This is a genomic window from Marinobacter sp. C1S70 (genome assembly GCF_000475355.1).
GTDB lineage: Bacteria > Pseudomonadota > Gammaproteobacteria > Pseudomonadales > Oleiphilaceae > Marinobacter > Marinobacter nauticus.
This window is the reverse complement of the sequence record NZ_AXBW01000041.1, coordinates 87,094-108,947: the sequence shown is the minus strand read 5'-3', so window position 1 is coordinate 108,947 and position 21,854 is coordinate 87,094. Positions and strand designations below refer to the sequence as shown.

Here is a 21,854-nt window from a genome sequence, read left to right as displayed (position 1 = left end):
TCACCCATGACCAACAACGACATCGTCCAAAAACTCTGGAACCTCTGCGACGTTCTGCGGGACGACGGCATCAACTACTCGGACTACGTCACCGAACTGGTGCTGCTGCTGTTCATCAAAATGGTGCACGAGAACACCGAAGCCGGCACCCTGAAAAAGCACCCGCTGCCGGAAGGCTGCCGCTGGTCCGACCTGAACGGTAAATCCGGCATCAACCTGCTGAACGACTACAAACGCATCCTGCTCAGCCTGTCCACCGGCAAGGATGGCGACGGCACGCTGGTACACGACGACCCGCTGATCAGCGCCATCTACGCCGACGCGCAAACCCGCCTGCGGGAGCCGCGCCATCTGGAGCAGATGATCAAAGCTCTGGACCAGATCGACTGGTTCAGCGCCCAGAAAGACGGCCTGGGCGACCTGTACGAAGGCCTGTTGGAGAAGAACGCGAACGAAACCAAATCCGGCGCTGGCCAGTACTTCACGCCACGTGCCCTGATCAACACCATGGTGCGCTGCCTGAAGCCGCAACCCCGTGAAATCATCCAGGACCCGGCGGCGGGTACGGCAGGCTTTCTGATAGCGGCCCACGAATACATCAAAGGCCAGACCGACGACCTGTACGACCTGACCACCGAACAGAAAGCCTTCCAGACCACCAAGGCCTACGTAGGCATCGAACTGGTGCCCGGCACCCGCCGCCTGGCCCTGATGAACTGCCTGCTGCACGGTATGGAAGGGGATGCCGAAGGCGTGGTGCACCTGGGCAACGCTCTGGGCCAGACCGGCGCCGGGCTGGAAAAGGCCGACGTGATCCTCGCCAACCCGCCCTTCGGCACCAGCAAAGGCGGCGACGCCAGCATCACCCGGGACGACCTCACCTACAAAACCAGCAACAAACAGCTGGCCTTTTTGCAGCACATCTACCGTAACCTCAAACCCGGTGGCCGCGCCGCCGTGGTACTGCCGGATAACGTGCTGTTCGAAGCCGGCGTGGGCACCGACGTGCGCCGGGATTTGATGAACAAGTGTAACCTGCACACCATCCTGCGCCTGCCCACCGGCATCTTCTACGCCCAGGGCGTGAAAACCAACGTGCTGTTCTTTACCAAGGGCAGCGCGGCAGACAAGTACCAGGAAGAACACTGCACCGAACACGTCTGGGTCTACGATTTGCGCACCAACATGCCCAGCTTCGGCAAACGCACGCCGTTTGGCGACCAACACCTGAAGCCATTTGAAGACGTGTATGGTGACAGCCCCAACGGCGACAGCGAGCGCAAAGAGGGCGAATACAGCTTCCACTCCGAAGACATCGAACTGCCCGAACACAGCGACGAAAACGAAGGCATCGACCCGCGCCTGGCCCACAGCCGCTGGCGCAGCTTCAGCCGCCAGTGGATTGCCGAACACAAGGGCGATTCGCTGGATATTTCCTGGCTGAAGGACAGCGACAGTGTGGATGCGGCCAATTTGCCGGAGCCGAGTGTATTGGCGGGTGAGGCGATGGGGGAACTGGTACAGGCGTTGGGCGAGCTGGATGCGTTGATGCGGGAGTTGGGGGCTGGAGAGGAGGCTGATGGGGCGCGGGTGCTTTTGGGGGAAGTGATGGGTGAGGTTAAGTAATGCAAAGCCAACTTCTTCCAGCAAATTGGCAACTGGCCAACCTTGGAGAGATATCTTCCGATATTTCCTATGGTTACACTGCGTCGGCAACCTCTGAGCCAACAGGGGTAAAGCTTCTGCGCATCACAGATATACAAAACAATACTGTGAGCTGGCCAAACGTTCCGAACTGCAAAATAGAACCCGAGAAAGTTGGTAAATACAGACTGAAACCGAGCGATCTTGTTTTTGCTAGGACCGGCGCTACCGTTGGCAAAAGCTATCTTCTAAAAGGCGAGATTCCGGAATCTGTTTATGCATCATATCTAATCCGCGTCCGCTGCTTGGAAGGTGTCTCAATAGAATTTTTGGCCAACTATTTTCAATCTCCATATTACTGGCGCCAAATCACGGACTTCAGTGCAGGAATCGGACAGCCAAACGTTAACGGTACAAAGCTGAAAAACCTTTCGGTGCCGGTACCCCCCCTCGCCGAACAAAAAGTCATCGCCGACAAACTCGACACCCTGCTGGCCCAGGTGGAAAACACCAAAGCCCGCCTCGAGCGCATCCCGCAAATCCTCAAACGCTTCCGCCAGTCCGTGCTGGCTGCGGCGGTGAGTGGACGGTTGATTGATGCCCAACCCGAATCAATAGCTAAGTTGGAAGAATTAGTCGATATTGAAAACGGAGCTAGAAAACCCGTATCTGCGACGATACGTAAAACCATTCAGGGGACGATCCCTTATTATGGAGCGACTGGAATTGTCGATTACCTCAATGACTATACTCATGAAGGTCGCTACCTATTGGTTGGCGAAGACGGCGCAAACCTCCTGAGTAAATCAAAAGATCTTGCGTTCATAGTGGAAGGGAAAATGTGGGTTAACAACCATGCTCACGTTTTGAAAGAACGACCGGGAGTGAACTTAGATTTCGTGAAGATCGCAATCAACTCTCTCGACTTAACCCCATGGATTACCGGGTCCGCACAACCGAAACTTACGAAAAAGTCACTCTGTGGTTTGCCTATTACTAACTTTACCCTCGATGAACAAACCGAAATCGTCCGCCGAGTAGACCAACTCTTCTCCCACGCCGACCGCATCGAACAACAGGCCAGCAGCGCCCTGGCCCGCGTCAACAACCTCACCCAGTCCATCCTCGCCAAGGCCTTCCGGGGCGAACTCACCGAGCAATGGCGCAGGGACAATCCGGAGCTGATCGGCGGGGAGAACAGTGCGGAGGCGTTGCTAGAGCGGATCAAGGCAGAGCGGGCAGCAATGAAGCCGGTGAAGAGAACCCGCAACAAACGGACTACCGTTTAACACCCCTCTGAACTACCCTTTAGAATTCAGGGTGTTAAAAATAATCTGAGAAAAAAGGCAACAGGATGCAACACGGACGTTATCGGCATTTTTCGTCAAGTACACTTGACAACAACCGGCTTGGCTACCAAACTTCGCAACACATCCGCCCCTTGGCAGTAAGCCCCCTTATACATCCGGAGGGTGCGCCGATCCCCTGGGGCTTTCTTATTTCTGGGCTCTCGAAAATCTCCGTTTTCGGGAGTCAGCCATGAGCCACCGCAACATTGCTATCCTTATCGATGGTGGCTTCTTCCTCAAACGCCTCCCCAAACTCGTCAATGCCGATGACTGCGATACCGTAACCAAGGTAACCGACTGCATCCGCCGAATGTGCAAGCAGCACATCAGGTTTCTGACTGGCGATAGCAGTCGACAGTGGCACCAGCATGTCTACCGGATCTTCTTCTACGATGCATTGCCCTATGACGGCAAAGCCCACCATCCCATCGACAATCGTGCTATCGATTTTGCCAAGTCCGACGTCGCCAAGTACCGTCACGAACTGTTTGATGCACTCAGAAAGCAGCGAAAAGTTGCTCTGAGGCTCGGCAAGGTCAATAAAGATCGCGACTGGACCATCAACCCCCGATACACGAAAAAGCTCCTGAAAACCCGTGAATGGCTGTCTGCGCTTGATCAAATCCCGTCACCTGAAGGTGATGCTTTGCCAGATGAGACAAGCCTCACTCTGACCCCCGAACAGACACAGAGCCTTTTAAATTTGAGAGACCTTTGGAGCTCTCTGGATGGCGGTACCGTGAGCTTGGGGCTCCATCAAAAAGGTGTGGATATGCGGATCGGTATCGATATCGCGTCACTGACACTCAAGCAGCAGGTGGATACGATCATTCTGGTGGCCGGGGACAGCGACTTTGTTCCAGCCGCCAAAATGGCAAGGCGTGAGGGGATTGAATTCATCCTTGATCCGCTGTGGCAGGAGGTCAATGCTGATTTGTTTGAGCATATTGATGGCCTTCAATCTGGTCTCCCCAAACCAGGTACCCGAACACCTCCTCAAGAATAAAAGGAAAAGCTTGTGCACTCCGATCTCTCTAAGGACAAAGAACTCAAAACCATTCTGGAAGATATCTCCCCCAGTGAGCGGAATCCTGACTGGTTTTCCAGCCTGGCGGATTTTCTAGAGTATGTTGAAGGGGCAGATCTGGAGACCCGCAAAACGCTCGAATTTCAGCAGAAGCTTTGGGAGGAGAACGCCGTCAGTGGTGTGGGAATGGGTACGGTCAATATATCAGCCGCTCTTGAGGATCCTGAATTCAGATCCTGGATTGCGGAGGAGTCGCTAAAGCCACTACCTGAAAGTTCGGAAGCCCGAATCACCCGGCTCCAAGCCTTCCATGACGAAATCGCTGCATGGATGAAGAAGTACACCAATCGGATTGCATGGGTGAAAATCTGTCGGGTAATGGCCGCCCTCTACCCGCGCTATTTCAGCACTATCACCTATGACCTTATGGCTCAGGAATGTCACAGGGCCTGGTTTGGCGATTCCTCCCGCCGGCCGAAAGTGGTCACTTGCCAACATGATCTGATGCGGCGTTTAGAACAACTATTGGGTCCAGTAGAAAGCTCACCCAAGGCGCTTGCCGAACGCATGACACTGCCCTGGTTTGTCTATGAAGGGCATGTTCAGGGCTCCCATACCGAAACGGTAGCGGAAGAAGCAGATGATAAGGGTGAAGTGAAGCTGAAACCGCTTCCTGCGATTCAAAGACGTAAGGGCCTGACCAGCATTCGTGGCGGTATTGCTACCCTGATCAAAGCACTGAGCTTTGTTGAGGATGGCGTTCAGAAAGACGAGCTCATCGATTTTCTCAGGTCTGAATTTCCGGATTACCGGGAAAGCAGCCTGCGAACAATAGTAAACATCCTGAAGAATGAGTTTTATGTCATCGAGGAACACGAAGGTATTATCACGAAAACCACTCGTGGACAGCTATATCTGGATACCAAAGACCCCCGAGAACTGATCCCGATCTTTCTGACACGGGTACTCGGTATCGATCACGTTCTTTTGGCCTTGGGGAAGCAAGACCAAACCAGCCGTCAGCTCTATAGCCTGCTTAGAAAGGTAAATTCCGGCTGGACCTCAAACTTTATGCCTGGAAGTATCATCAAATGGCTGAGAGGCTTTGACCTCGTCCAGAGCTCGGAAAATGGGCTTTTCTCACTAACTGAAACCGGCAAGGAGTGGGCAGCACAGATTCACTGGGAGCCGGAATTCCTCGATCCCGAAGATCTGGGGGAAGAGAGTGATGCAGTAGATGTCGATGACGCGTCTTTGGATATAAGTAGTATCGATCAGGGCTCCCTGATTAAAGCCGTAACTACAAGCACCGCTTTTTCGGCCAGACTCGTAAGCCAGCTGCATTTTGGGTTGTGGTCCCACGAACGGAGGCATTTTGCGATCCTCGCTGGCCTGTCTGGGTCCGGTAAGACACTTCTGGCTCAACGGTACGGGCAAGCACTGTCGGAGCAATTCGGTCTTCCGGCAGACAAGCACGTGTTTGTACAGGCGGTGCAGCCTGGATGGTATGACCCATCCCCACTGTTCGGACACATTAACCCGTTAAGGCCGGACAACTATGTACGCTCCCCATTGCTAGACTTTCTGCTTCAAGCCGCCAACTCTCCTGGCCAACCTTTCATTGCGATCCTGGACGAGATGAACCTGTCTCACCCTGAGCAGTATTTCGCCCCTGTTCTGTCTGCAATGGAAACAGGGGAACACTTGCGGCTGCATAATGAAGGAAAATCCTTTGATGGAGTGCCAAGCACTATCCCATTCCCCAGTAACGTGGCTTTCATCGGCACCGTCAACATGGACGAAACCACCCATGGCATTTCCGACAAAGTGCTGGATCGTGCGTTTACCATGGAGTTCTGGGACATCAATCTGCAGGCTTATCCGAACTGGCAAAAGTTCGGACTAAATGAGCAGGATCTGGCTCGGGTGAAAAGTTGCCTAACTGATCTTCTCGCAGCACTGGAAACCGAGCGACTGCACTTTGGCTGGCGCACCGTTGAGGATGTGTTGTCCTACCTTTCTTTGGCACAGAAAACTCCGGACATTGAGCTATCTCAAGCGCTAGACGATGTTATCTACGCACGGGTGCTTCCGAAGTTGAGGGGCTCCGAGAGCCAGAGGCTGCACGAGTCCTTGGTGAAGCTGATTTCGGTTCTGGCTGACTACGACCTGAAGCGATGCCGTGCCAAGGTTGAGTCACTGAAATCTGACCTTGCAGATACCGGAATGATGCGATTCTGGCGCTGATATGAAACTACCCGTTTTCGCGTCAACGGTCGCAAACGAACCGCTTGGTTACCTGGATACTGAGCGGGCTCTGCTGGGCCTGAGAGAAGGTCAAACCTATCTGATCGGCATTCCTGACCAAAATGCCAGGTGCTATGTCGACGATGCTTTACTCAATGCGGATGACAGCGGGCAACACTGGGTCTGGGAGCCGGGCTTTTTTGCCGGCGAGGTTGGCCTGGAGCTGGAGTTGCCTGAATTGGCACATCCGATCCGTTATCGGGTAGACGTATCCCCAGCTCCACATAAATCCGGTCGAGACCAGTTCAATCAATACCTGCAACAGATCATCGACTTTATGCCCCAGTTGGCCACTGGAACTGAACCTGCCATGCACAACTTAAGCGGTCGGTCCGGGTTCGTTTCGCTGTGGCTTCGTTATGCCAGACTTCGACAGTTCATTGATCGTTACCTGTCTGGACTCAGGGCTATCCACGACCGACCTATCGTTCGACTGAGCAGTCGCCGTGAACAGATGCCGCTTCATATGGCGAAAAGAATTGATGGAATTACGGTACAGCGCCTGACAGCGAACGCCGCCTTGCTTTCAGCATTATCCGGCGACCTTGACGCTGAGCCACCTCTTGCTCCGGAGCAATGCAATCTGGACGTTCCCTTTCACGAACCAACCATGGATAACCCTGCTAACCGGCTGATGGCGCGCCAGTTGATCGAAGTGCGCAAGCTTGCGCGATCCATGCTTTCAGAGCTTCAAGACTTGAGGGTGTCAGGATCGGAAACGGAAACTGACCTACAAGTGCGGTTGCCGCGGCGTATTCGTTTTTTAATATCCATAGACAAGCAGTTGGGGCGAATCGCACGGAACGAGCCCTTCGTGAGTGCGAGCATCGACAAACCAGGGGTTGTGGATCTCAATGCCGTTTCCGGCCATCCGCACTACAACATGACCTATCGGGCTGGTCTTCGAATTTTACGTCAGGGCCTCTCGGATATGGGGGGCGATGAGCAGCACTACCTTGCGCCCACATGGGAGATATATGAGATTTGGTGTTTTGTGGCTTTCGCGGAGGCACTTCAATCCCGATACCCGGATTATGAGTGGCGATTGGAGCAGAGCCCGGTATCTGCAGATCTGGTGCTCCGGGGCCATTCAGGCTCAAACCGAATTTCTCTCTTTTTCCAGATGACTTGCCCATCCCTGGAAACCCCCAACCGGTATGGTTACTTCTCCGTTACCAGGGAACGGCGACCAGACATGCTGCTAGAGATAATGGAGGGCGAGGGGAGGACGTTTATCTGTCTCGACAGTAAGTACACTGCAAGCAAAGCAAGAATCCTGGACTCCATGGCATCTGCTCATATCTACCGAGATTCTCTTAGATGTATTAAGCGTATACCAACCTTGTCACTGATTCTGGTGCCAGCCAATATCGATTTGCCGGGCCTTAGCGCCACGAATTATTGGCGTAGGAACAAGGTTGGGTGTGCAGTTGTGGCAAAGACCAGCGATGCCGAAAATTTACTCGACATGGTAATCGACTTATTCGGAATCTGATGGGGCGGTTGACGATGATAGGAGTAACGTAGGCAATTCAGCTGTCATCATCAGGTGGAAACATCTGGCTCTGAACTGCCGGCGGCTCAATCTCCGCCAGTGACTTGACCGTTAAGCCTCGTGAGCTGGCAATCTTGCGGAGTGAGTCAGCGTGCGACCAGACCTCATCCGCTATGGCAGCGATCGAAATTCCGACAACACCGGGGTCGGTATGAGAATCAGGGCGTTCTTCCTCTCTGCATCAGAGACGAAAGCCTGTGCTCGCTCATCAACGCGGTCCAGCGCAGCCTTCGTTTCTGGATGTGTCAGGCCCGTTTTATTCGGGGCAAGAATCTGGATCAGGGTGCTGTTGTCGACTAATAATCTCAAATCAGCCTCTCAGATCCCTGGCTATTCCGTGCGGGTCTTCCATATCCGCCCACTTCAAACCACCAATCGACTGAAGCTGGCCGACCACATTACCCACCTTGGCGGTGTCCAGCTCCTGGTAAGATTCGATCTTTAGTTTTTTGAGCTTCCAGCCACCTTCCGGCAAACGCTCCCAGGTTCCTTGGCCACTGACCCTAACCTGCTTGAACAACAGCGATAACAGCCCTCGGGCAATATCGATGAATGCCTCACAACGCAGTGTTTCGCCGTTAGCGCCTTCCAGGCTCACCGGTATCGTGTCGTCTTTGCCACCAACACGGTACAAACGCCCCTGTACGGAACCCGACTTATTGATCATCAAGGGCTTTTCATCGTCCGGCCGTTTTCTGAACGACAGTATTTGAGTATCCGCATCGTTCAAAATCGCACCTCCTGTGCCATCTTCGTCCATAAGCTGCCTCAGGCTACGATGGGCCGATAACTGTTTTTTCGTACCCATACCGTTTGGCACTTCCCGCACATGGGTAAGAACCTTCTGATAGTGCAGTTCTTCACTTTCGACATTCAGCATGGCACTGCCCTTACTGACCGAATCAAAGTGCACATGCTCCACTTTTCCAAGCATGTCAGAGAGATGGGTAATGTACTGCCCCAGGTGCTTCATTGAGAGCGTCTCAGGCGTTCGGTCATTCAACTTTAAGGTCAGCTTTTTCATATCTGTAAGTGTAGAAGGGCGCTGGACGACTTGCTACTGAAGTCCATTTTCGTGGCGTCACGAAAATGGTCAGGCAAAAGAGGCAGTAAATGCCGAAATCACCAATAACAAAAATACGAAGATAGCGATCTTGTTGTCGTCAAGGAATGACCTAACAAGCAGCCAACTGCCCGGATGATATCTAGCCTGCACAAAGTATCTTAATGATGCCTCATCGCGCTTGGTGCTAATCATGTACGTCGATAGTTTGCTGTACACCATGCCAGCCACCAACAGAGTCAACGCCACCAACATTACTAATTCTGCGAGCGAGGGAATGGTTAGTAGTTGATTTTTCGGAACCGGTGCATAAAACGGTCGAGCGACTATTCCGAAGAACAGTGAAAGTAATGCCAAACCCCAGCCGATATAGACTCGGTAAGTAGAGCGGATCGAATCCTCAATTGAGCGGAAATTCCTGGTTCTCGATTCCTGGACCTGGAAAGAGCTGCGAAGCGAATCGATGTAACGCCCCTCTCGCTGGTATAGATCACCGTCGATCAATTTTCGCGTGTGCAAGGTCGTTAACAACGAGCCCATGTAGCTGAGGATTCCCAAAGCATCGTCTGAATACAGCCCTTGCTCCTGAGTCAGTGTTCGCTTGATGTGGGTAAGTTCCCGCTTCAACTGGCACAGCATCTTTAATGCCGCATCGCGCTTGCCATCCGTGGACGGGTCGTAGGGAACAATCGTGGTGAGGGAATCTTGCTCTGCCTGGTGGTGCTTGTGGGAGTGCAGGGAATACTTGATGTAGTAGTAAGCTTGACGGGTGATCAGGTATTTTTCGTTATCGGACAGGGGACGATGCTGCTCTGTGGGAGTGGAAAGATAGACCAAGCCGCCTGATGTCGCCTTGAAGTCCACTCGCCAGAAACCCATTGCCTCCAATTCTTCCTTCAGGCGTTCATAACACCGGTTAAGCTGGCTTCGTGACTCACCCCAACCATCAACGTTACCGTTGGAACGGTCATAGATTTCCTGCGCTTCGTGGATTGTCTGAAACCACGGTTTTTCGCGATTTTGGGCTTTACTGCCTTCCTGCTCACTGGTTGGGTAAATGTAGACGCTGCCATGAAGTTCCCGGTTATCCATACAGGCACTTTCTGATGCCTCGGCGATGACAAATACCCGGAAGGAACCGTCGTATTCCTTGTCACTGAGACGATCTTGCCAGTCAACCTTGGACTGCAGCATCACCCGGCGGGCGTGATGATCTTTCTGCGCCAGGTAGCCAAAATTGATGTGGTTGGTTTTGTTGTCCTTGATATCTTTATTCGTAAAGCCGCCAGATATTCCGGGCTTCATCAAGCCGAAATCAAGATGGCCGCTGATACAAGGTATCCAGCCAAGATACTGATATTCCATCGAATAGTGGTCAGTCCATTAACCGTTTATACCAGACAAGCGATTCCATCTGATCGGGGATAATTTTGGAGGTCGTTTTGTGCAAACACATTCCGTGGGACAGGGAAGAGCCGGCAGGTTTTACACCCTGACGCTCAAGACGACGGGCTTTCTCCATCATCTTGTTACGGAGTTGCCACTCACCCGCGAACTTCAGTACCAGGAAAGCAAAAACTCCCAGTGCGACAATCCCTAGCGCAACTGATAACGTCAGCATAATCATACCCTGTTAGCTTATTAAGGCCGCAGTATTCTACTGAGCCCAACCAGAATGATCAAATTTTCACCAAAACGAAATGCTATCTGCGTGAATATTTGATCTTGTCAACTATAGCTACCCGTCGAACGGACTGGCAAGTTTTCATTGGGTGGATGCTTGCTCCACCACAATCAACTCCCCAAGCTCAAACCCTTTCGCCTCGGCCCGTGCCTTGAACGCGTCCAGCACCTCATCGCTCACCTCCGGCGTGCGCGACATCAGCCACAGGTAATCCCGGTCATACCCGGTGATATACGCGGTGGTGTATTGGTCATCCAGCTCGAACACCACGTAAGAGCCATAGAAAGGCCCGAAGAAGGACACTTTCAGGTGGCCCACATCACTGTCACCGACAAACTTTGCCCGGCCTTCGGCTTCTTTCCATTCACCGGCTTCGGCGTTGTAGCCCCGGTTGATCACTTTGATACTGCCGTCATTGTTTAGACTGTATTCGGCGGTAACCTGGCTCAGGCCCTCTTCGAACGAGTGATCTAACCGGGCGATCTCGTACCAGGTGCCCAGGTAGCGCTGCTGATCAAAACCGCTCACCGGCTCAATGCCTTTGGGCACACCGGTGCAGCCGGTCATCAGAAACAACAACGCGGTTACAGCCAATACCATCTTCATGACAAACTCCTCCAGAATAGTCGTGATCCAACCATAGCAAAGCCGCAGGCAAAGATCGTGATGCAGGTGTTAAGCTCCAAAACACCCTGGCGCTCGTATACCCAGCGCTAACCAACCAAGGAGTCGAATATGATCGGATACGTTACACTCGGAGTCAGCGATATGGGCCGGGCCAAGCAGTTCTACACGGATCTGCTGGCAGACCTGGGCGCCAAGGTGCTGATGGACATGGAGCGAATTGCGTTTATTGGCAAGAGCATGGGCGCCCCCATGCTGGCCGTCTGCACCCCGTTCAACGGTGAACCTAACCATCCCGGCAACGGCAACATGGTGGCCATTCCGGCGGGCTCCAAAGAAGCCGTGGATAAGTTTTACCACAAGGCCATTGAACTGGGCGCCACCTGCGATGGCGAACCGGGGCAGCGCATTCCGGACATGTTCTACGGCGCCTATGTGCGCGATCCGGACGGTAACAAGCTGGCGTTCTTCGAATTCGGCTAAGCGTCAACCGCCACCACCCCGGTCGGGTGGTGGCCTTACTGACTTACACCGAGAGATGGCGACGGAAGAGCAACAACGCCGCCGTGAAGAACACCCCGCCAATGGCCATCAGAGCCAGCATCTGTGGCCACACCACCTCCAGCCCCGCACCCCGGTACAGAATCGCCTGGGCCATGCTGACAAAGTGGGTGGTGGGCGCCGCCAGCATCAGATCCTGCACCAGCTGGGGCATGCTTTCCCGGGGCGTGATACCGCCCGACAGCAGCTGCAAAGGCAGGATGGTGAGAATCAGCAGCAGGCCAAACTGGGGCATGGTTCGGGCCACGGTGCCGATCAGAATACCGATCGCGGTGGTGGAAAACAGGTGAATCAGGGCGCCGAGCAGAAACAGCAACACCGACCCTGCCACCGGCACCTGTAGCCAGCCCTGGATCACCAGCGTTACCGACAGCGCCGCGGCCAGTAACACCACCAGACCATTGGCCCACACCTTGGACGCCATGATTTCGAAAGGCCGCAACGGCATCACCATCAGATGCTCCACGGTGCCGTGCTCCCGCTCCCGGATCAGTGCTGCCCCGGTAAGAATGATGCTGATCAGGGTCACCTGGGTAATCAGCTCCATGACACCGCCAAACCAGGTTCCGTCCAGGTTGGGGTTGTAACTCACCCGGGTGACCAGCTCGATCGGTAGCCCGGTGCTGGCAGAGCTACCCGGCTGCAGAAACTCCGCCACTTCCGCCATCGCAAAGCGCTGAATGTAGTTGGTGCCAATAAAGGCCTGGCTCATGCGGGTAGCGTCGATGTTCAGCTGCAACGCCACCGGGTTGCCCTGCCGGACATCCCGCTCAAAGCCTTCGGGGATCACCAGGGCAAAGGTATGACTGCCCTTGTCCAGCAGGTCGTCGATGGCACTGTAAGCCACCAGATCGGGTTTCAGGAACCACGGCTGCTGGAGCGAATTGATGATGCGGCCAGACAACACTGTCTGGTCTTCGTCCACCACGGCGATCGGTGCGTTGTGAAGCTCCATGGAGCCGGCGGAACCTGCGGTATAGATCATCACCGTAAACGCCACCAGCACAAACACCATCAATGCCTTGTCCTGCCACAGACTGCGCAGTTCCTTGATGCCGAGGTGCCAGATGTTGCGTAAGGAATTCATGTCAGCGCCCCTGTTTTCTGAGCAACGCCACCGCCATTACGGTCAGCACCGGAACGAACGCCGCCAGGGCCAGGAACGCGCCCTGCATATCCGCCAGCGACAGGCCTTTGGTAAACACGCCACGGCTGATCTGCAGGAACCAGGTCGCCGGCCAGAGCGGACCGATCAACGCGCCGGCGCCGCTCAGGGAGGACACCGGTTCGGTCAGGCCGGAAAACTGTACGGTCGGCAGTATGGTGAGAATCGCAGTGGCCGCCAGGGCGGCAATCTGGGTCGAGGCAAAGGTCGACATCACCTGACCCAGGGCCGTGGTGGCCGTCACAAAGAGCAGGGCACCGAAGGTGAGCGTCAGCAGGCTGCCTTTGATCTCGACATCAAACACGTACACCGCCAGCAAGACCAGGCTCACGTAGCTGATCATGCTGAACGCGATGTAGGGCAGCTGTTTGCCCAGCAAGAACTCCACACGGGTAACCGGAGTGACGTACAGGTTGGTGATGGAGCCCAGTTCCTTTTCCCGAACGATGCCCAGGGCCATCAGAATGGCCGGAATAAAGATCAGCAGAATGGGGATAACCGCTGGCACCATCGCATCCAGGCTCCGGAAGTCCTGGTTGTAGCGATACCGGTCCTCCAGTGTGACCAGTGTCAGCGTGGGTACCACGCCCAGAGTGCGCTGGGCCAGCTCCGTCAGGTAGCTGACGTGCATGCCTTCAACGTAACCCAGGATGGTCTCGCCCCGGAAAGGCATGGCACCATCCACCCAAACCGCCATTTCGGTCGGTCGCCCTCGTTTCAGGTCTTTGCCGAAGCCCGGCGGAATCTCAATAGCCAGACTCAGCTCGCCGGAGCGCATGCGTTGTTCCAGCTCCTGGATATTCTGCAACTCCGGTTGTTGCAGGAAATACCGGGAGCCGGACACCGCCGCAATGTAATCCCGGCTCTGGGGTGTCTGGTCCCGATCCAGCACGGCGAACGACAGGTCTTCGACATCCAGGGTAATGCCGTAACCCAGGATCAGCATCAACAACGCGGAACCGATAAAGGCGAAGGCCATTCGAATGGGGTCCCGCAACAGTTCCCTCGCTTCCCGGGTGGCGTACGCCAGCAAGCGCCGGGGACTGAACACGGTCGGCCGGTCACCATGACTGGCGGGCTCCAGAGCCAGTTGGTCGGCGCCGGTCTCCGGCTCTTTATCCACCGCTTCCAGCGTTTTCATGAACGCGCCTTCCAGGCTGTCGGTGCCGGAGGCTTCAACCAGTCGATCGGGCGTATCGCAAGCCAATACTTCGCCCGCGTGCATGAGCGAAATCCGGTCGCAGCGCTCACCCTCGTTCATGAAATGGGTGGAGATAAAAATGGTCACGCCATCTTCCCGCGACAGGCGCATCAACAATTGCCAGAACCGGTTGCGGGCCCCCGGGTCGACGCCTGAGGTAGGTTCATCCAGGATCAGCAATTCGGGCTCGTGCACCACGGCCACGGCCAGTGACAGCCGCTGGCGAACCCCAAGTGGCAGGGCGCCTGCTCGCTGGTCCAGTACATCTTCAAGACCGAACTCCCGAACCAGCACCGAAATACGCTCCGGGATTCTGGTGTCCGGCAGGTGAAACAGCCGGGCATGCAGATCCAGATTCTGGCGCACGGTGAGCTCGCCATAGAGCGAGAAGGCCTGGGACATGTAGCCCACCTTCTGCCGGGTGGCCAGGTCTTTGGCATCCAGTGGTTCACCGAACAGCCGGACTTCGCCTTCTGTTGGGGTCAGCAATCCGGTGAGCATTTTCATGGTGGTGGTCTTGCCACAACCGTTGGATCCCAGAAAACCGAAGATCTCGCCTTTCGGGATGGAAAAGCTGACGTTACGGACCGCCGTAAAGCTGCCAAACCGCAGGGTCAGATGCTCAGCCTCAATGGCCGGCGTCTGGTTTTCCCCGGTTGGCTCTCGCTGCGCAGCATTAGCCGTATCGCCGCTTTCCTGCACCTGTCGGTTTTCTGGTAACAGCGCGATGAAGGCATCGTCCAGCGTCTCGGTATTGGTCTGCTCACGGAGTTCTGCCGGTGAGCCTGTAGCCAGTACCTTGCCCTCGTCCATGGCCACCAGCCAGTCGTAACGTTCGGCTTCTTCCATGTAGGCCGTGGCCACCAACACGCTCATACCGCTGCGTTGCCGGCGAATGGTATCGATCAGATCCCAGAAACGCTTGCGGGAGAGGGGGTCCACGCCGGTGGTGGGTTCATCCAGAATCAGAAGATCGGGGCTGTGGATAAGGGCACAGCACAGCCCCAGCTTCTGTTTCATACCGCCGGACAGCTTGCCGGCGGGACGGTCCCGGAAAGACAACAACCCAGTAGCTTCAAGCAACCGGTCAATCTGATCCTTCCTGGAGGGGCCTCGCAAACCAAACAGATCGGCGAAGAAGGCGATGTTCTCGTCCACCGTCAGCGTATGGTAGAGATTACCGCCCAGTCCCTGGGGCATATAGGCAATGCGGGGGGCGACCCGGTTACGAAACCTCTGGCTGCGCATATCGCCGCCAAGCACCTGCAACTCGCCGGTCTGCAACTCACGGGCACCGGCAAGCAGGCCCAACAGTGTGGATTTGCCCACCCCGTCGGGGCCGATCAGCCCAACCATGCAGCCAGACGGAAACGTCAGGGATAGTTCAGACAGCGCATCGGTTTCCCCGTAGCGATGGCTGACTCCTTCCAGCCGGGCCACGGTCTCAGTCATTGGGCAAAGCCACTTTCAGGCTCTCGGGCCAGGGCTGGCCCTCATCCAGTCTTACGTAGGCTTCGCCCGGTACGCCGGTTTTCACCCGGTCCCGATAGGCTTTGAGCAACTCCGGATCAATCCGGATACGAACCCGGAACATCAGCTTCTCCCGCTCGCTGCGGGTTTCCACAGACTTCGGCGTGAACTGGGCTTCGGCGGCGACGAAGCTGACTTCCGCTGGCACCACATAGTCCGGCAGGGCATCAAGAACGATCCGGGCTTCAGAGCCAACCCGGACTTTGCCCGCCTGGGCTGTGGGCAGGAAGATGGTCATGTACACATCGGTGACATCCAGTACCGTGGCTACTTTGCCACCGGCGGCCAGCACCTCGCCCGGCTCCGCCAGCCGATACAGAACCCGGCCACCCACCGGCGTGGTCAACTGACTGTCATCAATATTGGTCTGGATACGGCGGGCACTGGCTTTGGCAGCTTCGATACTGGCATCGGCAGACGCCACTTGTACTCTGGCGGCCTGCAATGCCGCCTCGGCGGTTTCCGCCGCGGTACGGGCGCGGTCCAACTGCTCCTGAGAGGCATGGCCCCGATCGGCCAGCGATTCAATACGGGCCAGTTCGGCTTGGGCATACCGACGCTCGCTTTCCCGTTGGGCCACCACGGCCTCGGCCAGTCGCCGGCTCTGCTCGGCCTGGTGCAAACTGGCTTGCGCCGCTGCCAGGCTGGCCTCAAGTTCGTCGGTATCCATCACAGCCAGCAACATGCCGGCTTCAACCATGTCGCCCTCGCGGACTTCGAAAGATTCCAGGCGTCCGGGTATTCGGGTGGCAATATCGACTTCGGTGGCTTCAATACGACCGTTACCAGAGCCAATATGCTCCGGCACCTGATCGCCTTTCGGCATCAGGTACCAGGCTGCAACGGCAATCAGGGCCACGATCAGCACAACGAGAAAAAGTTTGGGAGCGGTGTTGGTGCTTTTCTGGGCCATGTGTCGTCCTTGAGGGGAAGAATAGGTATGACAGGGTAAGTATAGAGCAGAAGTGTGACGTTCAGGCTGACGGGAATCAAGATAGCTTCCAATCTATCCCGCCCGTCAGCTTGCCACGAACTCAGTAAGCGCCGCGGATCAGGTCGATACCGGGCTTGAGCACGCTACGCCACGCCTCTCGGAGTTCGGGCGTGTATTCCGGATCGTGAGCGCGGACCGTTTTCAGCAATGCCTCCTGCCAGAGGTCGTACCACTCAGGCTGAATATTGTAATTGTGGCGATTATGGCTTTCTCCCAGATCCCGCAATTTGCGGTCGGACATACCCCGGGCAACCAGGATGATCTGCATCACACCGTTACGCAGCAGATGGCGCTGAGCAGACATATCCGTGTTCAGAAACCGGTTGCGGATGGCATCGGAGCTGGACATGAAGAAGTCGTAGAAATCCACAAAGAATTCATCCTTGCGGCAGCAGCGACCATAGCTCTGGAAAACAAGATCGGTCGGGTTCATTTGCAATCAGTGTCCTTGATCATCGGGGGGATTGTCATTAAGGGCTACGGATTCTAAGCAAGCGAACAGTTTTTTCCATAGTGATATGTAACAACTGACGTCGATCGCGACAATTTGACGCTCTCTGAATCAGGTGTTGGTGAACCACCAGGTCGGCAACAGGCCCCGCACCGGTCGTTTCAGAAAACGGTCATCAATCAGCCAGATTACCCCCCGGTCTTCCGGAGTGCGGATCACCCGGCCAGCGGCCTGGGCCACTTTCTGCAGGCCGGGGATCAGGTAGGTGTAGTTATAGCCTTCGCCAAATCGTTGTTGCAGACGGTCTTTGAGGATTTCATGCCAGGCATCAAACGGTGGCAGGCCAAGGGTGGCCACAAAGGCGCCAATCAGCTGGTCACCAGGCAGGTCGATGCCTTCGCTGAACACGCCGCCGAGCACCGCAAAAGCGATGCTGCCTTCAGGCTTCCGAAAGTCCGCCAGGAACTGCCGACGCTGCTCCGCGCTCATCCCCGGTTGTTGTGAACGCTGGGGAATATCAGGTGCCTGGTTTGCCAACGCATCGCTCACCTCTTTGGCGTATTTAAAGCTGCTGAAGAACGCCAGGTAGTGGCCCGGCCGTTCCCGGTACTGTTTGGCGATCAGTTCGGCGATGGGCTGCAGGCTGGCTTCACGATGCACCTGCCGGGTGCTGATGCCGGGCGTGAACTCAACCTTCAGTTGTCCGGCGCTGAACGGGCTGGGCAGGGACGTGAAGCGGGCGTCTTCCGGCAAACCAAGCAAGTCCCGGTAATACACGCCGGGGCTGAGGGTTGCGGAGAACAGCAGCACCGAGTGAGCGGCTTTGAAGCGCTCAATGAGGAAATCCGCCGGGATCAGGTTCTGGATGGTCAGGCTGGCCCGGCCACGGCCGCTGCGCTGGAATTCGCACAGGGAATGATCGCCAAAGCTGTCCGCCAGTTTCATGAAGGCCACACTTTCGAACATCACTTCTTGCAGGGCCAGGTCCGGGGGGTTGTCAGCCAGGTAGTCGGTGATCACCGAGACCATGGCCTGCAGGGCACCCAGCAATTGCGACGGCAGAATCGGGAGGAACACCGGCTGGGCCTGTTCGCCGTGATCCCGGATCAGCGCCTGCCAGGCCCGAGCGGTGCGATCCAGGGCGGCTTTCACCGGTTTCGGGGCGGTCTTTTTCAGCTTCAGCAAGCGCTGTTGCTCCAACTGCACCGAATACATGCCCCGGGCCCGGTCTACCAGATTGTGGGCTTCGTCCACCAGCACGCTGGCCTGCCAGTGGTTCTGGCGGATCAGGCCGTGCAGCAGGGCCGACTGATCGAACAGCCGGTTCACATCGCCAATCACCAGGTCACTCCAGCGGGCCATTTCCTGGGCCAGGAAGTAGGGGCAAATATCGTGACCGGCGGCGATGTTCGCCAATGTCTCTTGAGTTAACGGCTCCTTGCTCTGTACCGCTTCGGCCCGGGCGTCGTGCAGGCGGTCAAAAAAGCCCTTGGCCAGCGGGCAGGAATCGCCGTGGCAGGCTTTGTCCGGGTGTTCACAGGCGTCGTCCTTCGATACCAGTTCCAGAACTCGCAAAGGCCAGGGCTGCAACTCATCCCGGGCATGCTGCAACTTATCCACAGCATCCAGCGCCAGCTGCCGGGCGGTGTTGCGGCAGGTGAGGTAGAACAGCCGGTCCTGCTTGGCGGCAGGCATTGCCATCAGGGCCGGAAACAGGGTACCCAGAGTCTTGCCCAGGCCGGTAGGCGCTTCCAGCAGCAGGGTGCCGGCTCTGACCGAGTTCTTGTACACGGTTTCCGCCAGCTGCCGTTGCCGGGGGCGAAAGTCCGGGAAGGGAAAACGCAGGTTGGCCAGCAGGGCGTCTCGTTGTTCCCGATGGTGTTCTTCCTGCTCGGCCCAGGCTTTGTACAGACCACACAGGGTTTCCAGTTCCTGCCAGAGCTCGTCGGCTTTGGCGGTTTCGGTGAGCAACGTTTCCTTGTCCCGGCCGATGTCGTAGTAGACCAGCGCCAGTTCCACGCTCTTGCGGTTTTCCTGCCGGCACAGCAAAGCGCCATAGGCCCGTAACTGGGCCCGGTGCAAAGCCCGCTGGTGAGGGCGGATGCGGGACACATCGCCCCGGTGAGTCTTGATTTCTTCCAGCCGGTTCTTGTGCGGATGGTAACCATCAGCCCGGCCGGACAGCTCCATTCCGAGAACGAGACCGGTCACTGAAAACTCGCTTTTGTAGCCGTAACCGCGTTTTGACTGGATGGCCTGATGTCCGGCTATGCCCTCCTCGGCGGTGGGTGCAGGGGTGTAGCGAAAATCCAGGTCGCCGTGGCGGGCGGCGAACTCACACAGGGTGCGGACAGCAACTTTCACACGCTGGCCTCATCATTCTGCCAGCGCACATAGCACACGCTGGCCGGGATGCCTTGCCGGGCGAAGAACTGCAACCAGCGAACCTGATGGTCCTGCAGGCGGTCGCCAGGGCCTTTCACCTCAATCATTTCATAGCGTTGTTCCGGGTGGTCTGCTTCTGGCACCAGACGGATCAGGTCCGGGAAGCCGCTGCGGTGTTCCTTGATGTTGTTGAGCAGGCGTCGGAACAGGGCCTCCAGGTGGCCAGAGGGAATGCAGTGCAGGGCCAGCTCCAACAGAGCTTCATCGAGTACCGGCCAGAACACGAAAGGATTGGCGATACCCTGCTTGTTCTTGAAGGTGTCGAGAATTTCCCGGCGATAGGCGCCGGTGTCCAGCAAACGGAAACGTTGCTCGAACGCCTGCTGGCGACGGGCGACAAAGTCTTCCCGGGTCAGGTCTGCCGGACCAATATGAAAAGGATGGAAGAAGGCGCCGGGCAGGGGCTGGAAGATCTCCGGCCAGCACAGCAGACCGAACAGGGCGTTGATCAGGGTGTTTTCCACATAGAACACCGGGGCGTCATCAGTGCCCAAATGTTGCAGCGCTGCCCACTCCACCTTACCAGTATCCGGCTTCGGCAATGTGAGGGTGAATTCCTGCAGTGGGGGGTTATCCACAGGCTCGGGCTGGTCGGCCCCTACTTTCGGCGCCAGCCGCTTCAGCAACCGGGCCAGGCCCTGGGCTTCGGCGTCGCTCAGCTCACTGGTTCGCCACTGACAGGCAATGCCCCAGGCCTCCTGAAAACGCTTCATCCGTTCCAGTAAGCGAAGCTGTTTCAGCCGCGCTTCCCGGTGTCCGCTGTTTTCCCAGACCTCAAGTGCCAGTTCCCGTTCGCCCTGGCGCTCCGCCTGCCGGCCCAGTTCCAGCAACAACCGGTCCCGTCGGCTGGTAAGCCAGGGATTATCCACAGGGCCCGGGACATCGAGCCAGACGTCGACCGCCGGTTCGCCGTTGTCGAGCCGTTCCCGGCATCGGTGCATCTGCAGGTAGCAATCCACCTCTGCCCGCTGCTGGAAGGCCCGGGATGCCGGGGTAAATGGCACAGACTCGAACTGCTGTACGCCCAGTTCCACCAGTACAAAGTCGGTCCAGCTCTGGCGCAGGTTGCCGAAGAACATCAGGCGGATGCGGTCGAACAGGGCCATGTCCTGCAACCGGACCACAGTCGAAGCCTCACCGCCACCAGGCAGCCAAGCCCCCAGGGCTCTTGGTGCATTGAACGGTTCCGCCAGCAGCGCCCGCATCCGGGCCTTGCCCAGAGTTTTCGGGTGACCCTGCTGTTGCAACCAATCGGCGAACACCGGCCGTAATTCGGCCAGGGTAAACAACCGGAACAGGTCGTCCAGGCTTAGCTCCGGCGCAGGATCCAGCCAGCCCGCCTGCACCAGTGTCCTGAGTGCTTCCGATTCCGGCACCGGCAGTTCGGGATAACGCAGCTTGTCGGCCCGGAACAGCTCTCCGGTACGCATTACCATTCGGGTCAGCAGCGCACGGGGCCCGGTGGCCAGGCCGCTGAAGGCCGCCAGCCGGTTTCGCTCCTGTTCCGTTAACAGGTCCGCGTGGTGGTTCGCGACCCAGGCCACCAGAATATCCATGTTCTCCAGATAATAGAGCGGATCATCCAGGCTGGCGGGAACCGGTCGGTGCTTGATCATAGGAATGCAGACGTTGGATTGGCAGAGAGGCACAAACTTTACGCCGGAAGGCGGGCAGGCTCAAACCTGTTCCATGCACAAAAATTAATCATCACGAGCCTTGCCAATTCATTTAATGATAACTATTATCATTTGCATCAAGACAAGGAGGACGCCATGAAATTTCTCTGCCCACGCCACCGCCGGATGTTTGCCAGTCTTTCCCTGAACGAGAAAAATGATCTATGGCTGCTCTGGATGGAATATGCCTTTACCTTCAGCGAAAACCACGATTCCGACAAGCTGGTGGCCGCCACCGGCAGTGCTTTCGATCTGGCGTGCCTGGCCCGCAAACATCACCCGGACTGCATGCAGGTAGAGCTGACCCTGGCGGCGATACTGGTATGCCGGGCGCTGCGCGACCGTGGCGACATCAGCGCCGCCGAGCATGTGCTTTTCCGGGCTCTCGACAGCCTGCAATCCAGCGAGCCCTGCCCGGGTATAACCGGTCGATGCAGCACCGATGAGTGTCTGGAGGTATTGCTGGATCATCGTCGTCATTCGGAATTCTTTGCCGAGTACCTGAACTGGCCCTCGTTCCCGTTCACAACGCCGACAACACGCCCGGCGATGGCCATGCACTGACAGGTTTACGGAGG

Annotated in this window: 17 protein-coding genes; 7 read left to right on the top strand and 10 right to left on the bottom strand. The window is 56.5% G+C overall.

From position 1 onward, the window contains the following. Positions 1–6 precede the first annotated feature (6 nt). The 5 genes from Q669_RS13335 (at position 7) to Q669_RS13315 (ending at position 7,822) form a co-directional block, all read left to right on the top strand. Positions 7–1,626 carry an N-6 DNA methylase gene (locus Q669_RS13335; protein ID WP_022992643.1) on the top strand — a complete coding sequence of 540 codons (1,620 nt, stop codon included), beginning with the start codon at positions 7–9 and terminating at the stop codon, positions 1,624–1,626. Continuing rightward, positions 1,626–2,933: a restriction endonuclease subunit S gene (locus Q669_RS13330; protein WP_011783611.1), complete on the top strand. Its 1,308-nt coding sequence runs from the start codon at positions 1,626–1,628 to the stop codon at positions 2,931–2,933. Before Q669_RS13335 ends, Q669_RS13330 begins: the two co-directional genes overlap by 1 nt. A gap of 250 nt (positions 2,934–3,183) precedes the next feature. Beyond that, positions 3,184–3,999: an NYN domain-containing protein gene (locus Q669_RS13325; protein ID WP_011783610.1), complete on the top strand. Its 816-nt coding sequence runs from the start codon at positions 3,184–3,186 to the stop codon at positions 3,997–3,999. Positions 4,000–4,011: 12 nt separating this feature from the next. Next, positions 4,012–6,267 carry an McrB family protein gene (locus Q669_RS13320; RefSeq protein ID WP_011783609.1) on the top strand — a complete coding sequence of 752 codons (2,256 nt, stop codon included), beginning with the start codon at positions 4,012–4,014 and terminating at the stop codon, positions 6,265–6,267. A 1-nt stretch (position 6,268) separates the two neighbouring features. After that, positions 6,269–7,822, top strand: a complete 1,554-nt coding sequence (locus tag Q669_RS13315) for a nuclease domain-containing protein (RefSeq protein WP_022992642.1) — start codon at positions 6,269–6,271, stop codon at positions 7,820–7,822. Between the two features lie 370 nt (positions 7,823–8,192). Here the strand turns inward: Q669_RS13315 and Q669_RS13305 are convergent, their stop codons facing one another. The 4 genes from Q669_RS13305 to Q669_RS13290 form a co-directional block, all read right to left on the bottom strand. Beyond that, positions 8,193–8,855 carry a hypothetical protein gene (locus tag Q669_RS13305; RefSeq protein ID WP_022992641.1) on the bottom strand — a complete coding sequence of 221 codons (663 nt, stop codon included), beginning with the start codon at positions 8,853–8,855 and terminating at the stop codon, positions 8,193–8,195. A 120-nt stretch (positions 8,856–8,975) separates the two neighbouring features. After that, a complete protein-coding gene (locus Q669_RS13300; RefSeq protein ID WP_011783604.1) occupies positions 8,976–10,310 on the bottom strand; it encodes a hypothetical protein in 1,335 nt (444 codons plus the stop codon). 10 nt (positions 10,311–10,320) lie between these two features. Continuing rightward, the gene (locus Q669_RS13295) at positions 10,321–10,566 is read right to left on the bottom strand and encodes a hypothetical protein (RefSeq protein ID WP_022992640.1); all 246 of its coding nucleotides are present in this window, start codon (positions 10,564–10,566) and stop codon (positions 10,321–10,323) included. 144 nt (positions 10,567–10,710) lie between these two features. Continuing rightward, positions 10,711–11,235, bottom strand: a complete 525-nt coding sequence (locus Q669_RS13290; RefSeq protein ID WP_011783602.1) for a lipocalin family protein — start codon at positions 11,233–11,235, stop codon at positions 10,711–10,713. 129 nt (positions 11,236–11,364) lie between these two features. On the opposite strand from Q669_RS13290, the gene Q669_RS13285 reads away from it, so the two are divergent. After that, positions 11,365–11,736 (top strand): VOC family protein, encoded by a 372-nt coding sequence (locus Q669_RS13285; RefSeq protein WP_022992639.1) that lies wholly within the window; start codon positions 11,365–11,367, stop codon positions 11,734–11,736. Positions 11,737–11,779: 43 nt separating this feature from the next. On the opposite strand, the gene Q669_RS13280 is transcribed toward Q669_RS13285, so the two are convergent. From Q669_RS13280 to Q669_RS13255, 6 genes are all read right to left on the bottom strand, one after another. Continuing rightward, positions 11,780–12,901 carry an ABC transporter permease gene (locus tag Q669_RS13280; protein WP_022992638.1) on the bottom strand — a complete coding sequence of 374 codons (1,122 nt, stop codon included), beginning with the start codon at positions 12,899–12,901 and terminating at the stop codon, positions 11,780–11,782. 1 nt (position 12,902) lies between these two features. Beyond that, complete coding sequence (rbbA, locus tag Q669_RS13275; RefSeq protein ID WP_022992637.1) at positions 12,903–15,632, bottom strand: ribosome-associated ATPase/putative transporter RbbA; 2,730 nt, start codon at positions 15,630–15,632, stop codon at positions 12,903–12,905. After that, a complete protein-coding gene (locus tag Q669_RS13270) occupies positions 15,625–16,623 on the bottom strand; it encodes an HlyD family secretion protein (RefSeq protein WP_022992636.1) in 999 nt (332 codons plus the stop codon). Before Q669_RS13270 ends, rbbA begins: the two co-directional genes overlap by 8 nt. Positions 16,624–16,744: 121 nt before the next feature. Then, positions 16,745–17,137, bottom strand: coding sequence for a globin domain-containing protein (locus Q669_RS13265; protein WP_011783597.1), 393 nt, complete (start codon positions 17,135–17,137; stop codon positions 16,745–16,747). 129 nt (positions 17,138–17,266) lie between these two features. Further along, positions 17,267–19,519 carry an ATP-dependent DNA helicase gene (locus tag Q669_RS13260; RefSeq protein WP_022992635.1) on the bottom strand — a complete coding sequence of 751 codons (2,253 nt, stop codon included), beginning with the start codon at positions 19,517–19,519 and terminating at the stop codon, positions 17,267–17,269. Next, complete coding sequence (locus Q669_RS13255; RefSeq protein WP_022992634.1) at positions 19,516–21,216, bottom strand: VRR-NUC domain-containing protein; 1,701 nt, start codon at positions 21,214–21,216, stop codon at positions 19,516–19,518. Before Q669_RS13255 ends, Q669_RS13260 begins: the two co-directional genes overlap by 4 nt. A gap of 156 nt (positions 21,217–21,372) precedes the next feature. On the opposite strand from Q669_RS13255, the gene Q669_RS13250 reads away from it, so the two are divergent. Next, positions 21,373–21,840 (top strand): hypothetical protein, encoded by a 468-nt coding sequence (locus Q669_RS13250; RefSeq protein ID WP_022992633.1) that lies wholly within the window; start codon positions 21,373–21,375, stop codon positions 21,838–21,840. Positions 21,841–21,854 lie beyond the last annotated feature (14 nt).